The organism is Rhizobium sp. 11_C7_N12_5 (assembly GCF_051811145.1).
In the GTDB taxonomy this organism is placed as follows: domain Bacteria; phylum Pseudomonadota; class Alphaproteobacteria; order Rhizobiales; family Rhizobiaceae; genus Rhizobium; species Rhizobium lusitanum.
In genome coordinates this window covers 794,284-809,986 of sequence record NZ_JBPWPY010000002.1, presented here as the reverse complement: position 1 = coordinate 809,986, position 15,703 = coordinate 794,284, and the positions used below count along the sequence as shown (strand labels likewise).

The window sequence follows — 15,703 nt, the reverse complement described above, 5'->3', positions numbered from 1 at the left end:
TCAGCGCGTGCCTGCGAACCGGCTTGCCGCGGCGCATATGGCGGCAAAGCCGTCGCGGGCGCCGTCGCTCATATGTCTCGCCCGCAGCCAGGCATGCACCATCTGCGGCTCCTCGCGGAACCAGACCTCGACGCCCGCCTGCGCCAGCCTTGCCGCATAATTGCGGCCGTCGTCGCGCAACGGATCGAAATGCGCCACCGTGATGAAGGCGGGGGGAAGGCCGGCAACCGATTGCGAGGCAAGCGGCTCGGCAACGGGATTGCCTGATGGAGCCTGCAAGACGCTGCGGTAGTAGCCGACATCGGCGGTCGTCAGCCCCGGCGCGTCCGCCATCTCCTGGTAGGAACCGGAGACGAGATCGCCGCCGAGCGCGGGATAGATGAGGATCTGACCCGCAATCCCCGAAAGACCGTCGGCCTTCGCGCGGATGGCCAATCCAGCCGCGAGATTGCCGCCGGCGCTGTCACCGATCAGCACGACGGTCTTTCCCTCGGCAAGCAATTGCCCGAGAACGCTGAAGCAATCATCCGTCTGCGTCGGCCACCGATGCTCCGGCGCCAGACGATAGTCGACGGAGATAAGCTCTGCTCCGGCATGGTCGGCAATCTCGGCGCAAATCGCGTGGTGGCTTTCGAGCGAGCCGACGACGAAGCCGCCGCCGTGAAGATAGAGCAGGCAGGTTGCGGTGCGGATGTCGGCCGGAAGGTAGCGCCTGATCGGAATCGTTCCCGACACAAGCTCATCGCGCATGCGCATGCCATCAGGCAATGGTCGGTCGAAGCGAGCGCAGAGCGCGTCATACCATTGGCGTTGCTGTCCGATGGAAGCCGTCACTGCGTCCGGCGGATAAAAAGAATCGCAGATCTCCATGAACTGCAAGATACCCGCCTCGGTCGGCATCGGGCGCTGCGGAGAATCCATCTGAAATCCTCGTTCCGTTGGAATTGTCGAGCAATAGCACAATCCCGCCGCGGGCCGCTTATCCGCTTACGGCCAAAGCCGCCGCGACGGCGACATGCGGCTGGACGGCTCCACGGAAAGGCGAGCGATTGCACACAGCCCCTCATTGCCGGAAGATTCGTCAGAAACTGCACATTTTTCGCGCAAGTGCATGCACTATTGATTTCAGAAATTGCCGCTCAATCACATCACCAAATAAAATCAATGAGTTGTGATTTGGCACGCCACTTGCTTCGTTACCGTTGAGTTGGTGGCTAGGGTTCCGGCGCTCCATTGGGAGCGTGACTGGTCCGAGAGCTGCCACCGGTCGGGAGAGAAATCCCACCGGATGCACGGCGGGACAAAAGCCCGGGAGACCTCGTAAGCCAAGGGATTGGCGGCGCGATGGTCTTTGCCGATCCCTTTTGACGAAAAGCAAAAGGGGAATTTCTATGCAGACTTTTTCAAAGATCCTTTCCGTAACCGCTCTTTCGGTATCGCTGGCTCTCGGGCTCGGCTCCGCCGCCAGCGCAGCACCCAAGACCAGCTTCAAGGTCGCCTGGTCGATCTATGTCGGCTGGATGCCCTGGGGCTATGCCGCCGACCACGGCATCGTCAAGAAATGGGCCGACAAATACGGCATCAGCATCGACGTCACCCAGTTCAACGACTATGTCGAATCGATGAACCAGTACACGGCAGGCGCCTTCGATGCCGTGACGCTCACCAACATGGACGGCCTGTCGATCCCAGCGGCGGGCGGCGTCGACACGACTGCCGTCATCGTGGGCGACTTCTCCAACGGCAATGATGCCGTGATCCTCAAGGACAAGACAAGCCTTGCCGATATCAAGGGCCAGAACATCAATCTCGTCCAATATTCGGTCTCCCACTACCTGCTCGCCCGCGCGCTCGACAGCATCAAGCTGACCGAACGCGACGTGAAGGTGGTCAACACCTCGGACGCCGACATGGTCGCGGCCTACAAGACACCTGATGTCTCCGCCGTCGTGACCTGGAACCCCTTGGTCTCGACCATTCTTGAGGACCCCACCGCCAAGAAGGTGTTCGACAGTTCGCAGGTGCCGGGCGAGATCATCGACCTGATGGTCGCCAACAGCAACGTACTCAAGGACAACCCGAATTTCGGCAAGGCACTGGCCGGCATCTGGTATGAAACGGCGGCGCTGATGAAGGCCGACACGGCGGAAGGCAAGGCTGCCCGCGAGGCGATGGGCGCGGCCTCGGGCACGGATATCAAGGGCTTCGAGGCCCAGCTTGCAGCCACCAAGCTCTTCGACAAGCCCTCAGACGCCGTCGCCTTCACCGCATCGCCGAGCCTGCCGAAGACGATGGATCTCGTGCGCAACTTCCTGTTCCAGAAGGGCCTGCTCGGCAATGGCGCTGCTTCCGCCGATGTCATCGGCATCGAAATGCCCGATGGCAAGGTTCTCGGCGACAGCAAGAATGTCAAGTTGCGCTTCACCGAGAGCTACATGAAGGCAGCCGCCGACGCCTCGCTCTGAGCGAAAGATCCATCGGCGGCGCGATAGCGCCGCCCCGTTCCTTCATTCGCGGAGCATTGTTCATGCGTTGGATCAACACCAGGCCGAGCCCGGGCGCGCAGCTTGCCTTGACGCTGCTGCCCTTTGCGCTGCTGATCGTCGCCTATGCCATCGGTTCGGCCGCGCGGCTTGCCGAAAACGCCAACGACAAGCTGCTGCCCAATCTTGCCGGCTTTGCCGATGCGATCAACCGCATGGCCTTCATCGCCGACCCGCGCACGGGAGATTATCTGCTATGGTCCGATACGGGGGCGAGCCTCGTGCGGCTGCTATCCGGTCTCGGCATATCCACAGCGATCGCGCTTTGCTTGGGCATGCTCATCGGCATGTTGCCCTATCTCAGAGCCCTGCTCTCGCCTTTTGTCGCCGTCATCTCGATGGTGCCACCCTTGGCGCTTCTGCCGATCCTCTTCATCGCCATGGGCCTGGGAGAGACATCGAAGATCGCGCTGATCGTCATCGGCGTCACCCCGACGATGATACGCGATCTGGCACTGAAGGCGCTGGAATTGCCGCGCGAGCAGATCGTCAAGGCCGAAACGCTCGGCGGCTCCTCCTGGCAGATCGCTCTTCGCGTCGTGCTGCCGCAGATCCTGCCACGGCTGATCACCTGCCTAAAATTGCAGCTCGGCCCGGCCTGGTTGTTTCTGATCGCGGCTGAAGCGATCTCGTCGGATGCCGGCCTCGGCTACCGCATCTTCCTCGTTCGCCGATACCTGTCGATGGACGTGATCTTTCCCTATGTCGTCTGGATCACGCTGCTCGCCGTGCTCATGAACTATCTCCTCGATCGCATCCGCATTGCCGTCTTCCCGTGGTCGGAGCTGGAGAAGCAGGCATGAGCGCGCTCAGGATCGAAAAGGTCTGGAAGGAATATGGCGACCAGATCGTCCTTGAGGACGTGTCGCTGACCGTGGATTCGCGCGCCTTCGTCGCGCTGGTCGGCCCCTCCGGTTGCGGCAAGTCGACCTTTCTGCGCATGTTGCTGGGGCAGGAGCAGCCAACCAGGGGCAATATCCTTCTCGACGGCGTGGCGTTGCCGTCAGAGCCAGGTGCGGATCGCGGCGTGGTCTTTCAGCGCTATTCGGTCTTCCCGCATCTGACAGTGCTCGGCAATGTGCTGCTCGGAAAGGAACTCACCGCCGCCCGCTATAAGGCAAGGCTCCTTGGTGCAGCGCGCCGGAGCGCCCTCGATGAAGCTCGTCAGCTGATCGCCGAGGTTGGCTTGGCTGGCGCGGAGAACAAATATCCGGCCCAGCTTTCCGGCGGCATGCAGCAGCGCCTGGCACTTGCCCAGGCGCTCATCATGCGGCCGAAGGTCCTGTTGCTCGATGAGCCCTTCGGTGCGCTCGATCCCGGCATCCGCGCCGAAATCCATACGCTGATGAAGCGGCTGTGGCACGAGACGCAGATGACCGTCGTCATGGTGACCCATGACATGCGCGAAGCCTTCACGCTCGCCACCCGCGTCGTCGCCTTCGAGCGCCGCCGCGACCGGCCGGAAGAAAAGGAGCGCTACGGCGCGACCATCACCAAGGACATTTCCATCTGGCCGCCGCGCATCGCCGGCGCAGCCTCGATCTTCAGCCCCGACCGGGACGGCCCGGTCGCTTCCCCGGGGCACCGCCGGGACGACCTGGCACCACTGGGAGACATCTAGCCATGCAACACGTCAGACGTTCGCCGGAAGAAATCGCCGCCAATCGCGCACGCTATGAGGAACATCAAAGGAAAGGACTGGAGTTCGCGCCCAAGGCCTTGCCCGCGCCAAGCCCCCTTCCCGCCCCGCCTGTCGACGCAGTTCGCGTCATTCATCAGGAGGTCATACCGGGCGGCTGGTATTGGTCGACCCGCATCAAGCGCGGCGAGACGTTGCGCATCGCCCAGCAGCAGGGTTTCTCGACGGTAACGCTCGTCGCATGGAATGCGGCCGAAACAAGCGAGCGGCTGAACCTGCCCGACACCGTGAAAATGCAGTGGACCACCGCCCTTTCGAAAGGCCGGGTGATCTTCTCCGATATGGGCCGGGTGATGTTTTCCGTGATCGAGGATTCCTCCGGCGCTCATGATTGCCTTATGGGCGGCTCCACGGCCACGTCGAATCTCACGAAATATGGCGAGGGTACGCGCAACACCCGCGACAACCTCGTTTTGCTTGCGACCAAGGCCGGGCTTGAGCGGCGAGACATCCCGGCGGCGCTTTCGCTCTTTGCCCCCGTCCGCGTCGACCAGGACGGCAAGTTCCAATGGAGACCCGAGCTTCGTCATGAGGGCGACTACATCGAGCTTCGCGCCGAGATGGAAATCATCGTCGGCCTCTCCAATTGCCCGCATCCGCTCGACCCCAACCCCGACTACCGGCCCAATCCGGTAACGGTCACCCGCATCGCAGCAACCGAGCCACGCGCGGACGACATTTGCCGGACGGCAACCGCCGAAGCCGTGCGCGGCTTTGAAAACAACGCGCTGGCAGCGATCTGAGCGAGGAGCAATATCGTGACCCCATTCATCCAGACCGCATCCAGCCGCACCCTCGATAACGCCGCGCAGGATCACTTCATCCCGGCCGAAGCGCCCTTCTCAACCGTGATCCGCAAGGGCCAGACGCTGCGCATCGAGGATAGCTACGGCCAGCAGGCGATCGACACGCTATTCTACAACGCTGAAGACCACTCCGAGCGCTATTCCAGCCAGGACACGATGCGCGAGCAGGGTGCCGCCTATATCACCACAGGCACCCGGATCGTCTCCAATGAGGGGCGAGTGATGCTGACCATGAGCGCCGACAGTTGCGGGCGCCATGACACCTCGGCCGGCGCCTGCTCCTGCGAGAGCAACACGGTGCGCTTCGGCCATGGCACGAAGTATCTCCATGCCTGCCGCGACAATTTCGTTCTGGAGGTCTCCAAGCACGGCATGAGCAAGCGCGACGTCGTGCCCAACATCAATTTCTTCATGAACGTGCCGATCGAACCATCCGGCGAGATGACGATCGTCGACGGTATTTCCGCGCCTGGTGACTATGTCGAGCTGAAGGCCGAGATGGACGTGCTGCTCGTCATCTCCAACTGCCCGCAGATCAACAATCCCTGCAACGGTTTCGATCCGACGCCGATCCGGGTTCTCGTCTGGGACGGTGAGGCCTGAGATGTTCAAAAAGATATTGATCGCCAACCGAGGCGAAATCGCCGTCCGGATCATCCGGACATTGAAACGCATGGGCATCGCCTCCGTCGTCGTCTATTCCGACGCCGACCGGTTTTCCAAGGCATCGCTGATGGCCGACGAGGCCGTAAGGCTCGGTGCGGCAACCGCCTCCGAGAGCTATCTTAATGTCGATGCCGTCATCGCCGCCTGCAAAGCGACTGGCGCCGAGGCCGTCCATCCTGGCTACGGTTTCCTGTCGGAAAACATCGGTTTTGCCGAGCGGCTGGCCGCGGAGGGCATCGTCTTCATCGGCCCAACGCCGGAAAACATTGCCGCCTTCGGCCTGAAGCACACGGCGCGCGAGCTGGCGCGTGCCAGCGGCGTACCCCTGCTTCCGGGCAGCGGTCTTGTCGACACGAGCGAGGCGGCGCTAGCGGCCGCCGCGGAGATTGGCTACTCGGTCATGCTGAAATCGACAGCAGGCGGCGGCGGCATCGGCATGCAGCTCTGCGAGGATGCCGATAGTCTGAAGGCGGCTTTCGAAAGCGTGCAGCGCACGGCCAAGGCAAGTTTCGGCGACGCGCGCGTCTATCTCGAACGCTTCGTTTCCAAGGCCCGTCACGTCGAGGTGCAGATCTTCGGCGATGGCGAGGGACGGGTGATCGCGCTCGGCGAGCGCGACTGCTCGCTGCAGCGCCGGAACCAGAAGGTGATCGAGGAAACCCCCGCCCCCGGTCTTTCGCCCGCGGTGCGAGAGCGTCTGCACGCCGCGGCCGTGGCGCTGGGCACCTCCGCGCGCTACCAATCCGCCGGGACGGTGGAATTCATCTACGATCCGCTGCGCGAGGAATTCTACTTCCTCGAGGTCAATACCCGCCTGCAGGTCGAGCATCCGATCACGGAAGCCGTATACGGCGTCGATCTCGTCGAATGGATGATTCGCCAGGCGGCCGGCGAGGATGTGATCACCGGCAACGACCATCTGACTCCAAGCGGCGCTGCGATCGAGGCTCGCATCTATGCCGAGATGCCGCATGCCGGCTTCCGGCCCAGTGCCGGTCTGCTGACGGAAGTCGCCTTCCCGGCGAGTGCGCGCGTGGATGCCTGGATCGAGACCGGCACGGAAGTTACGCCCTTCTATGACCCAATGCTCGCCAAGGTGATCGTCACGGCCGAAGACCGACCTGCCGCGATCGAGAAGTTGAAGCACGCGCTTGCGGAAAGCGCCATCGCCGGCATTGAGACCAATCTCGACTATCTCAAGGCGATTGCGGGATCGGATCTGCTCTCAAGCGGCGATGTGGCGACGACTGCGCTCAAGGATTTCGCCTTCGTGCCCGACATCATAGAAGTTGTTGCGCCGGGCGCGCAGTCGAGCATACAGGAGCTACCCGGCCGGCTCGGCCTCTGGCATGTCGGCGTGCCGCCGAGCGGCCCGATGGACGAGCGCTCGTTCCGCCATGCCAATCGGCTCGTCGGCAACGCCGATGAGACGGCGGCGCTGGAACTCACCGTATCCGGCCCGATACTCAAGATCTTCTCGGACATCACCATTGCTCTCGCAGGCGCGCGCATGCCGATGAGCCTCGACGGCCTCCCTCTGCCGCATGACGAAGCCGTCACCATCAAGGCGGGACAAACGCTTGTGATCGGCGCGATAGAGGGTGCCGGCCAGCGCTCCTATCTCGCGGTTGCGGGCGGCTTAGCAGCCCCTGTCACCCTCGGTTCGAGAGCGACCTTCGGCCTCGGGAAATTCGGCGGCCACGCCATTGGCACGCTCCAGACCGGCCATGTGCTGCGGCTGGCCCGCGCACCGCAACTGCCCGCCAAAGCAGCTGAGGCACCGGCGCCGCTGACCCGCAACTGGCAGGTCGGCGTTCTCTATGGCCCACATGGCGCGCCGGACTTCTTTCTGGAAGACGACATCGAGACGCTGTTCTCGACCGAATACGAGGTGCATTTCAACAGCGCCCGCACCGGCGTGCGTCTGATCGGCCCAGCACCCAAATGGGCGCGCAGCGACGGTGGCGAAGCCGGCCTTCACCCCTCCAATCTCCATGATAATGCCTATGCTGTGGGAGCCATCGACTTTACCGGCGACATGCCGATCATTCTCGGACCCGATGGCCCGAGCCTCGGTGGCTTCGTCTGCCCTGCCGTCATCGCCCGCGACGAGCAATGGAAAATGGGTCAGTTCAAGCCCGGCGATAAAATCCGGTTTCATCCGACCGAGCGTGCGCAAGATCCTGTCGCCGGTCCCATGGTGCGGCGCATTGGTGATGAAGCTGGATCGGCGATCGTCGGCCAGAACGAGCATGGACCGGTTCCCGTCGTCTATCGCCGCCAAGGCGACGACAATCTGCTGGTCGAATATGGCGCGATGACCCTCGATATCGCGCTGCGCCTGCGGATACACCTGCTGATGCAGGCGATCATCGAGGTCCGTTTACCTGGGATCATCGACCTGACACCCGGCATCCGATCGCTGCAGATCCATTATGACGGCACCACGCTCACGCGAACGCGCCTGCTGGGCCTGCTTGCCGAGATCGAGGCGGCCCTCCCGGCAGCGCAGGAGGTCAAAGTCCCGAGCCGCATCGTGCATCTGCCGCTCTCCTGGAACGATCCGGATGCCGAACTCGCCATGCGCAAATATCAAGAACTTGTGCGGCCAAACGCGCCCTGGTGCCCATCGAATATCGAGTTCATCCGCCGGATCAACGGCTTGCCCGACGAGCAGGCCGTGCGCGACATCGTCTTCGATGCCAGCTATCTGGTGCTCGGCCTCGGCGACGTCTATCTCGGCGCACCGGTCGCGACCCCAATCGACCCGCGCCATCGGCTGGTGACGACGAAGTACAATCCGGCCCGCACCTGGACGCCGGAGAATGCCGTCGGCATAGGCGGCGCCTATATGTGCATCTATGGCATGGAGGGCCCGGGTGGCTATCAGCTTTTCGGCCGCACCATCCAGGTCTGGAACAGCTGGCGGCAGACACCGGTCTTTGCCCGAGGCAAGCCGTGGTTGCTGAACTTCTTCGACCAGATCCGCTTCTTTCCCGTCAGCCATGAGGAACTGGCGGAGGCACGTGCCGCCTTCCCGCATGGAGGCTATCCCGTCAAGATCGAGGAGACGGAATTTTCCTACGGTGCCTATGAAGCAGGCCTTGCCCGCGACGCAGCCACCATCGGCGCTTTTAAATCCAGGCAGCAGGCCGCCTTCGAAGCGGAACGCCAGCGCTGGAAGGAACTCGGCCTCGACAGTTTCACCGTCGACGAGGGAGCCGGCCCCGGATTGGGCGGCGACATACCTGAAGGCTGTTTCGGCATCGAAAGTGCCGTACCCGGCAACGTCTGGAAAATACTCGTCGAAGAGGGTCAGCCGGTTGCCGCCGGCGATACATTGGCCATCATCGAATCCATGAAAATGGAAATCAACGTCACCGCACATGCCGCCGGGCGCGTCCGCGATCTGCGCGCCGGCCCGGGGCACAACGTCAAAGCCGGCGATGTGCTCGTCATTCTGGAGGAAATCTGATGCTTCCCACCATTCTCGATCTCGCTTCGCTGAAAGCGGCCTATGCGGCAGGCCTGTCACCGCTCGACCTGGTGGAGGAGATCATCGCCAGACGGAAAGCGTCGGACGATCCGGCGATCTTCATCACCATGACGCCGGATGACGATCTGCGCGCGGCAGCCTGCGAGCTGTTGGCAAGAGTGCCCGAGCCGAACAGCCTGCCGCTCTGGGGCGTTCCCTTCGCGGTCAAGGACAACATCGACGTCGCAGGTCTGCCGACAACAGCCGCCTGCCCGGCCTTTGCCTATCATCCTGAAGAGGATGCGACCACGGTCGCCCGGCTGAAGGCCGCCGGCGCCATCGTCATCGGCAAGACCAATCTCGACCAATTCGCGACCGGCCTTAACGGCACGCGTTCGCCCTATGGCGCACCGCGTTCCGTATTCGACCGCAACTACGTTTCCGGCGGCTCCAGTTCCGGTTCGGCCGTCGCCGTCGCGGCTGGACTGGCGAGCTTTTCCCTTGGCACCGATACGGCAGGCTCGGGCCGCGTCCCCGCCGCCTTCAACAATCTCGTCGGCATCAAGCCGACGCCGGGACTGGTGCCCAATGTCGGCGTGGTGCCCGCCTGCCGCAGCGTCGATGTCGTCACCGTCTTTGCGGCGACAGTGGGAGACGGCACTACCGTGCGCAGGATCATGGAAGGCTATGACGCTCGCGATCCGTTCTCGCGGCGGGCCGCGCCGGCAAACCTGCCATCATCACGCCCGCGCATCGGCGTGCTCGACGGCGTGGAGCGCGAATTCTATGGCAACAAGGATGTCGAAGCTCTCTATGACGCCGCCATCGAGCGGGCTAAATCGCTGGGTGCAGAGATCGTACCCTTCGACTATGCGCCTTTCCGGCAAGCGGCCGAATTGCTCTACAACGGCCCCTGGGTCGCCGAGCGGCTGGCGGCGGTGAAGGATTTTCTGGAGACGAATGCCGGTGATTTCGATCCGACTGTGCGGACCATCATCGAAGGGGCAAAGGCCTATGACGCGGTCGCTGCCTTCGAAGGCCGGTACCGGTTGGAAGCCTTGCGACAGAAGACGAAGGTGGAATGGGAGAAGGTGGACTTCCTGATGCTGCCGACCTCGCCCACCACCTACACCGTCGAGGAGATGCGGGCCGATCCGATCGTCAAGAATGGCCACTTCGGTCGCTATACCAACTTCGCCAATCTGCTCGACTGCGCGGCGATCGCCATACCTGCCGGCTTTGACGCCAAGGACCATCTGCCCGCGGGCGTGATGCTCGTCGGCCCCGCCTTCACCGACGAAGCATTGGCGCCCTTCGCCGACGCCATGCATCGCGTCCTGAACGCTGGAATGGGCAAGGACCGCACGGCCGCGCTGCCCGCTGCAAGCCGCGTAGCCCCAGCTGCCGAAGACCTCGTTCCAATCGTGGTCGTCGGCGCGCATCTGACCGGCATGCCGCTCAACCATGAACTGACCCGGCCGGGCGGATGTAAGTTGAAAACCTGCCGGACGGATGGCAGCTACCGGCTCTTTGCGCTCCCCGGCACCGTCCCGCCAAAGCCGGGACTGGTGCGCGATCCGGGTTTTGCCGGCAAGGGTGTGGAAGTTGAGGTCTGGGCTCTGCCGCCTGCGGCATTCGCCCGGTTCGTCCAGAATATTCCGGCACCGCTGGGCGTCGGCAAGATCACGCTCGACGACGGAAGTTCCATCTCGGGGTTTCTCTGCGAGGTCCATGCCGTGGCCGACGCCCGAGATATCACCGAATTCGGCGGCTGGCGCGGCTATGTAAGCGCCGCTGACCCGGCATCTTGAGGAGGCAAGTCAAATGCCGGAATTGCTGATGAAGGCGTTGCGAACCATCCTCGAAGGTTTGATAGCGAGAACCGGTGCTATCGGTGGCAGCCGTCCTGACAGGCACGACCTCCAATCACAAAAAACTCGTGTTAGCGACTCCTGACTGATCTCGGCCACCGTGGATGACGAGTCGTCCACGGTGGCATCTACGATGCCATCAACGAGCGGATGCTCCGATCAGCCGATTGCAGCAGTTCGAAAGCGGCATAGCGACGTTCGTGCAGCACCTTGATGGCGCCGTGCGCCGGCGAGAACAATTTCGCCAGCCGTGACATGGCCGCCATCGCTTCCGCGAGCGAGCCATAATGTCCACCGGCCGTAGCGCCCAGCATGGCCGCCCCGAGAAGAACAGGCTCTTCAGTGTCGGCAACAGCGACAGGTGTGTTGGCTGTATCGGCCAGAAGCTGTCGCACAAGGCCGCTCTGGGCGGCACCGCCGCTCGCGACGATGAGATTGCACGCGATGCCATCCAGAGACAGCTTTTCGAGCAGCTGCCGCAGGCCGTAGCCGATGCCGCAAAGGCCGGCGACATAAAGCGCGACCAGATCGTCGATGCCGGTCTCCAGCGCCAGACCCGAGATGACGGCACGGGCGTCAGGATCAGCGAAGGGTGAGCGGTTGCCGAGGAATTCCGGCACCACCTGTATGGATTTGGCGAGCACGACCGCGTCAGACGCATTCTTGCAGGCTTCGCCTGCCTGACGATCGAGCCAGGCGACCAGCGAGAGGCCCTCCGCCTCGGCCCTCGCCCGCGCTTCGTCGGCTGCGGGATGCATGGTGACGAGATGGTCGATGGCGGCTCCAGCCGCCGACTGCCCGCCTTCCGTCAACCACAGGCCCGGCACCATAGCCGAATAATAGGGGCCCCAGACACCATCGACGAAAACCGCCGCCTCGCTTGAGGCCATCGAGCAGGCTGATGTGCCGAAGATGTAGGCGAGCCTGTTGCTGATATCGGCATTCCCCTTGGCGTCTTGGCCACCTAAGGTGCCGACGCCGCCGGCATGAGCGTCGATCAGGGATGCGCCGACGGGCGTGCCGGCTGCAAGGCCCAGATCACGGGCCGCAGCTTCGCTCAGACCGTTCCCCAGGGGAGTGCCGGGCTCGACGATGTCAGTGCCTATTCTGGCAAAATCCTCGTCAGCCAGTTCTCCGACGCCGATATCCCTGAAATATTGGGCGTCCCAGCGCTTTTCATGCGCGAGATAGGTCCATTTGCAGGTGACCGTGCAGATTGATCTCGTCAGTGAGCCCGTCGCGCGCCAGGTCAGATAATCGGCAAGATCGAAAAAATGATCGGCTGCTGCGAAAGATTGCGGCAGGTTTCGCTTGAGCCAGAGGAGCTTGGGGGTCTCCATCTCGGGCGAGATGCGGCCGCCGACATAGCGCAGCACGGCATGATTGCCGGCATTGATTTCCTCAGCTTCGCGGGCGGCGCGATGATCCATCCAGACGATGATATTGCGAGCGGGATCGCCGGACGGACCGACGGCCACCGGCGCGCCATCCGCCCTGACCGCGACAAGTGAGCAAGTCGCGTCGAAGCCGATGCCGGCAACATCGGTTGCCACTATGCCAGCAGTCGCGACAGCTTCCCTGACGCTGTCGCAAACGGCCTTCCAGATCTGCTCGCTCGACTGCTCGACGATGCTGCCGGCCTCGTGCCAGATGGTGATCTGGCGTTTGGCCGAGGCGAGCAGATGTCCCCGCGCGTCGAAGACGCCGGCGCGGGCGCTGCCGGTTCCGACGTCGATGCCGATGAAATAAGGTGCCGTCATCAGAGATCCGTACTTAAAGGCAGGATCACCAGATCCCGAATGACAATGTTACGTGGCCTCGATAGCATGAAGAGGACGGCTTCCGCCACTTCGGTCGCTTCCATAAGGCCGCCGGCGGCGATCGTCTCGTCCAGCTTCGCCTTCGGCCAATCGCTAATCAGCGCGGTCACCACGGGCCCTGGCGCGACTGCGCCGACACGGATGCCATGCTTGGCGACCTGGCGGCGTACGGTATGGACGAATGCCTGAACCGCATGTTTCGAGGCCGTATAGATCGGCTCCCAGACCACCGGCACCAGGCCGGCAATAGAACTGGTCATGATGATGTCGCCGGTCTTCCGCTCGACCATATGCGGCAGCACCATCCGGACGGAACGGAAGGCCGCGTTGATATTGAGATCCAGCATCCGATCCCAGGCATCGGGATCACCATCCACGACCTCGCCGCCAATATAGGCGCCGGCATTGGCGTGGAAGATGTCGAGTTTGCCGAATTTCTCCAGAATCTGCGGCATCATGGTGGCCACACTTGCAGGGTTCAGAAGGTCGATGACCACGGGATGGGCATTCGGTCCCAGGTCGGCGCAGAGGCTTTTCAGAGTATCCTCGGCTCTGTCGATGAGGGCGACGCTGGCGCCCTCGTTCAAAAGCGATTTGGCGCATTCCAGCCCGATCCCGGAGGCGGCCCCGGTGATGGCGGCGATTTTACCGGCAAAATCCTGTCTCATATCAATCCTTACTTTGTGATGAAATCAGCCACGACCATGCGAGGCGCGAGACCGGCGAGCCAGAGAGTCGACGATGACAGCGATGGCAAGGACTGCGCCGGTGATCATGTAGCGAAGCGCCGACGACAGATCGAGCATCGTAAGACCGCTCGCGATCGACTGGATGACGATGATGCCCAGTAGCGCCGAATAGGCGTTGCCACGGCCGCCGAAGAGGCTGGTGCCGCCAATGACGGCTGCGGCGATCGCATTCAGGTTAACGTCTCCGGTGCCGGCCTGCTGGCTGGCCGAGGCCAGACGCGCCGCGGCCAGCACACCGCCGAGGGCTGCAAACATGGCGCAGAGCACGAAGGCGCTCGTATAGATCATCCGCACGTTGATGCCGGCACGCCGCGCAGCCTCCCGGTTGCCGCCGACCGCTGACATCGACCGGCCCCATTGCGTGCGCGTCAGCGCGTAGTCCATCAAGATGACCAGCACCACGAACAAGGCGAACATCCAGGGAATGCCGCGATCCCGATTGAGGTAGAAGGCGACGAATTCAAGAGCCACGGTGATGGCGACGGCTTTGGCAACGAGGCCGCCGGCGGAAGGAGCCGACAAGTTCGCCTGCTTGCGGCGACGAACTACGGCGAAGCCGGAAAACAGCATCACCACGCCGGGGATGAGCGCAAACAGATAGGCGAGCGGACGCGGAATGACCAGGAGTTGGCCAAAGTTCACGATCGCCGAACCATAGGGCAGATTGATGGAGCCGGTGGCGCCGAGCAAATAGAGCTGCATGCCGAGTACGGCGAGCAATCCCGCCAGCGTCGAAACGAAGCTTGGCATGCCCAAACGGTTGAAGAGCAAAGCGTAGATCGTGCCGATCACACCACCGAAGACAAGCGCGGCGAGGATGGCGAGTACCACCGGCCAGCCTTCATTGACCCAGAGCATGCCGACCATGGCCGAGGCGAAGCCGCTGATCGATCCCACCGAAAGATCGATCTCGCCGACCATCAGCACACAGACGATGCCGAGCGAGATGATGCCGACCGTCGACGCGTCGAACAGCAGATTGGCGAGATTGTTGCTGGAGAGGAATGTCGGGTTGAGCGCGCCGAATACCGTCCAGATGATGACGAGGCCGACGACGACTGGCAGGGAGCCGAGATCGCCTGACCGTACCTTGTCGATGGACGAACGGATCGTGGCGGCGATGCCTGTTTCATGGCTGACGCGAACGTCGCTTCGGTCGAGCAACACGGCCGGCTGCTTCATGTCCTGGTTCATAGCTGGCCCCCTTCTCTTTGTTCCTGTTGGGCCTGACGCCGCCCGGCGCGCCGCGACACGGCATTTTCAGTTGCGCCGGTGATGGCGCTGACAAGTTCCTGGTTCGAGGTGTCGGGATAGAAGATGCCGTTGTTGCGGCCGAGGCGCAGCACGACGATACGGTCGGCCACGGCGCGCACGTCCTCCATGTTGTGGCTGATCATGAGCACGCCGAGCCCCTTGTCGCGGACGCGTTCGATCAGGTTCAGCACCTCCGCTGTTTGCGCCACGCCGAGCGCGGCTGTGGGCTCGTCCAGCATGATGAGCTTCGGCTCGAGCAACAGCGAGCGGGCGATGGCCACCGTCTGCCGTTGGCCGCCGGAAAGCGAGGCGATGGGAATGCGCACGCTCGGGATGCGCGCAGCAAGCTCATTGAGGAGTGTCCAGGCACGCACCTCCATCGCGGTCTCGTCGAGCTTCAGCGGGCTGAGCTCCCGGCCGAGGAAGATGTTCGCCACGACATCGAGGTTCTCGCACAGCGCCAGATCCTGAAAGACCGTGGCGATGCCGAGATCGAGGGCTGTGGCGGGATCGCTGAGCGTGACCGGCTTGCCTGCGAATGTGATCGTGCCGGCGCTCGGCTGGTGAACGCCGGCAAGGATTTTCACGAGCGTCGATTTGCCCGCGCCGTTATCGCCGACAAGCGCCACGACCTCGCCGGCATGTACATCGAGGTTAATGTCAGTCAGTGCCGAGACGGCGCCGAAATGTTTGGAGACACCTTGCAGGCTGAGCACCAGCTCGCCTGTCGGGGCTCTTTGACCGGAAGCGTCAATCATGTTTCGCCACTCTCTCGGTTTGCAGTGATGGTCGGTTCATTTCCGGCCGCCGAAGCGGCCGG

General features: G+C 62.9%; 12 protein-coding genes and 1 riboswitch. Of the genes, 7 read left to right on the top strand and 5 right to left on the bottom strand.

From position 1 onward, the window contains the following. The gene (locus AB8B29_RS22800; protein ID WP_037197390.1) at window positions 1-921 is read right to left on the bottom strand and encodes an alpha/beta hydrolase; all 921 of its coding nucleotides are present in this window, start codon (window positions 919-921) and stop codon (window positions 1-3) included. Window positions 922-1,203: 282 nt separating this feature from the next. Continuing rightward, window positions 1,204-1,317: riboswitch (guanidine-I (ykkC/yxkD leader) on the top strand. Window positions 1,318-1,391: 74 nt separating this feature from the next. Here AB8B29_RS22800 and AB8B29_RS22795 point away from each other — a divergent pair. The 7 genes from AB8B29_RS22795 to atzF all read left to right on the top strand — a co-directional run bounded on the left by AB8B29_RS22795 (window position 1,392) and on the right by atzF (window position 11,000). Continuing rightward, window positions 1,392-2,465, top strand: a complete 1,074-nt coding sequence (locus AB8B29_RS22795) for a putative urea ABC transporter substrate-binding protein (protein WP_037197389.1) — start codon at window positions 1,392-1,394, stop codon at window positions 2,463-2,465. Between the two features lie 62 nt (window positions 2,466-2,527). Then, window positions 2,528-3,346 (top strand): ABC transporter permease, encoded by an 819-nt coding sequence (locus AB8B29_RS22790; protein ID WP_037197388.1) that lies wholly within the window; start codon window positions 2,528-2,530, stop codon window positions 3,344-3,346. Next, a complete protein-coding gene (locus AB8B29_RS22785) occupies window positions 3,343-4,164 on the top strand; it encodes an ABC transporter ATP-binding protein (RefSeq protein ID WP_037197386.1) in 822 nt (273 codons plus the stop codon). Before AB8B29_RS22790 ends, AB8B29_RS22785 begins: the two co-directional genes overlap by 4 nt. 2 nt (window positions 4,165-4,166) lie before the next feature. Further along, window positions 4,167-4,985: an urea amidolyase associated protein UAAP1 gene (locus AB8B29_RS22780; protein ID WP_037197385.1), complete on the top strand. Its 819-nt coding sequence runs from the start codon at window positions 4,167-4,169 to the stop codon at window positions 4,983-4,985. Window positions 4,986-5,000: 15 nt separating this feature from the next. After that, entirely contained in the window at window positions 5,001-5,651 is a 651-nt protein-coding gene (locus tag AB8B29_RS22775) for an urea amidolyase associated protein UAAP2 (RefSeq protein ID WP_037197384.1), read from the top strand. Window position 5,652: 1 nt separating this feature from the next. Further along, window positions 5,653-9,189: an urea carboxylase gene (gene uca, locus AB8B29_RS22770; RefSeq protein WP_092576690.1), complete on the top strand. Its 3,537-nt coding sequence runs from the start codon at window positions 5,653-5,655 to the stop codon at window positions 9,187-9,189. Then, a complete protein-coding gene (gene atzF / locus AB8B29_RS22765) occupies window positions 9,189-11,000 on the top strand; it encodes an allophanate hydrolase (RefSeq protein WP_037197382.1) in 1,812 nt (603 codons plus the stop codon). The genes uca and atzF overlap by 1 nt, the downstream gene beginning before the upstream one ends. Window positions 11,001-11,188: 188 nt before the next feature. On the opposite strand, the gene AB8B29_RS22760 is transcribed toward atzF, so the two are convergent. From AB8B29_RS22760 to AB8B29_RS22745, 4 genes are read right to left on the bottom strand one after another with little or no spacing between them, the layout of a single operon-like run. Next, complete coding sequence (locus tag AB8B29_RS22760) at window positions 11,189-12,820, bottom strand: FGGY-family carbohydrate kinase (RefSeq protein ID WP_037197381.1); 1,632 nt, start codon at window positions 12,818-12,820, stop codon at window positions 11,189-11,191. Then, window positions 12,820-13,548: an SDR family oxidoreductase gene (locus AB8B29_RS22755; protein WP_037197379.1), complete on the bottom strand. Its 729-nt coding sequence runs from the start codon at window positions 13,546-13,548 to the stop codon at window positions 12,820-12,822. Before AB8B29_RS22755 ends, AB8B29_RS22760 begins: the two co-directional genes overlap by 1 nt. A gap of 24 nt (window positions 13,549-13,572) precedes the next feature. Continuing rightward, window positions 13,573-14,823: a sugar ABC transporter permease gene (locus AB8B29_RS22750; protein ID WP_037197378.1), complete on the bottom strand. Its 1,251-nt coding sequence runs from the start codon at window positions 14,821-14,823 to the stop codon at window positions 13,573-13,575. Continuing rightward, window positions 14,820-15,641: an ATP-binding cassette domain-containing protein gene (locus tag AB8B29_RS22745; protein WP_037197377.1), complete on the bottom strand. Its 822-nt coding sequence runs from the start codon at window positions 15,639-15,641 to the stop codon at window positions 14,820-14,822. Before AB8B29_RS22745 ends, AB8B29_RS22750 begins: the two co-directional genes overlap by 4 nt. Between the last annotated feature and the right edge of the window lie 62 nt (window positions 15,642-15,703).

Bases quoted from the DNA above. Each gene is read 5' to 3' on its own strand.
- atzF (WP_037197382.1), top strand. From the start codon at position 9,189: ATGCTTCCCACCATTCTCGATCTCGCTTCGCTGAAAGCGGCCTATGCG.
- AB8B29_RS22760 (WP_037197381.1), bottom strand. From the start codon at position 12,820: ATGACGGCACCTTATTTCATCGGCATCGACGTCGGAACCGGCAGCGCC.
- AB8B29_RS22795 (WP_037197389.1), top strand. From the start codon at position 1,392: ATGCAGACTTTTTCAAAGATCCTTTCCGTAACCGCTCTTTCGGTATCG.
- AB8B29_RS22745 (WP_037197377.1), bottom strand. From the start codon at position 15,641: ATGATTGACGCTTCCGGTCAAAGAGCCCCGACAGGCGAGCTGGTGCTC.
- AB8B29_RS22755 (WP_037197379.1), bottom strand. From the start codon at position 13,548: ATGAGACAGGATTTTGCCGGTAAAATCGCCGCCATCACCGGGGCCGCC.
- AB8B29_RS22800 (WP_037197390.1), bottom strand. From the start codon at position 921: ATGGATTCTCCGCAGCGCCCGATGCCGACCGAGGCGGGTATCTTGCAG.
- AB8B29_RS22750 (WP_037197378.1), bottom strand. From the start codon at position 14,823: ATGAACCAGGACATGAAGCAGCCGGCCGTGTTGCTCGACCGAAGCGAC.
- uca (WP_092576690.1), top strand. From the start codon at position 5,653: ATGTTCAAAAAGATATTGATCGCCAACCGAGGCGAAATCGCCGTCCGG.
- AB8B29_RS22780 (WP_037197385.1), top strand. From the start codon at position 4,167: ATGCAACACGTCAGACGTTCGCCGGAAGAAATCGCCGCCAATCGCGCA.
- AB8B29_RS22785 (WP_037197386.1), top strand. From the start codon at position 3,343: ATGAGCGCGCTCAGGATCGAAAAGGTCTGGAAGGAATATGGCGACCAG.
- AB8B29_RS22790 (WP_037197388.1), top strand. From the start codon at position 2,528: ATGCGTTGGATCAACACCAGGCCGAGCCCGGGCGCGCAGCTTGCCTTG.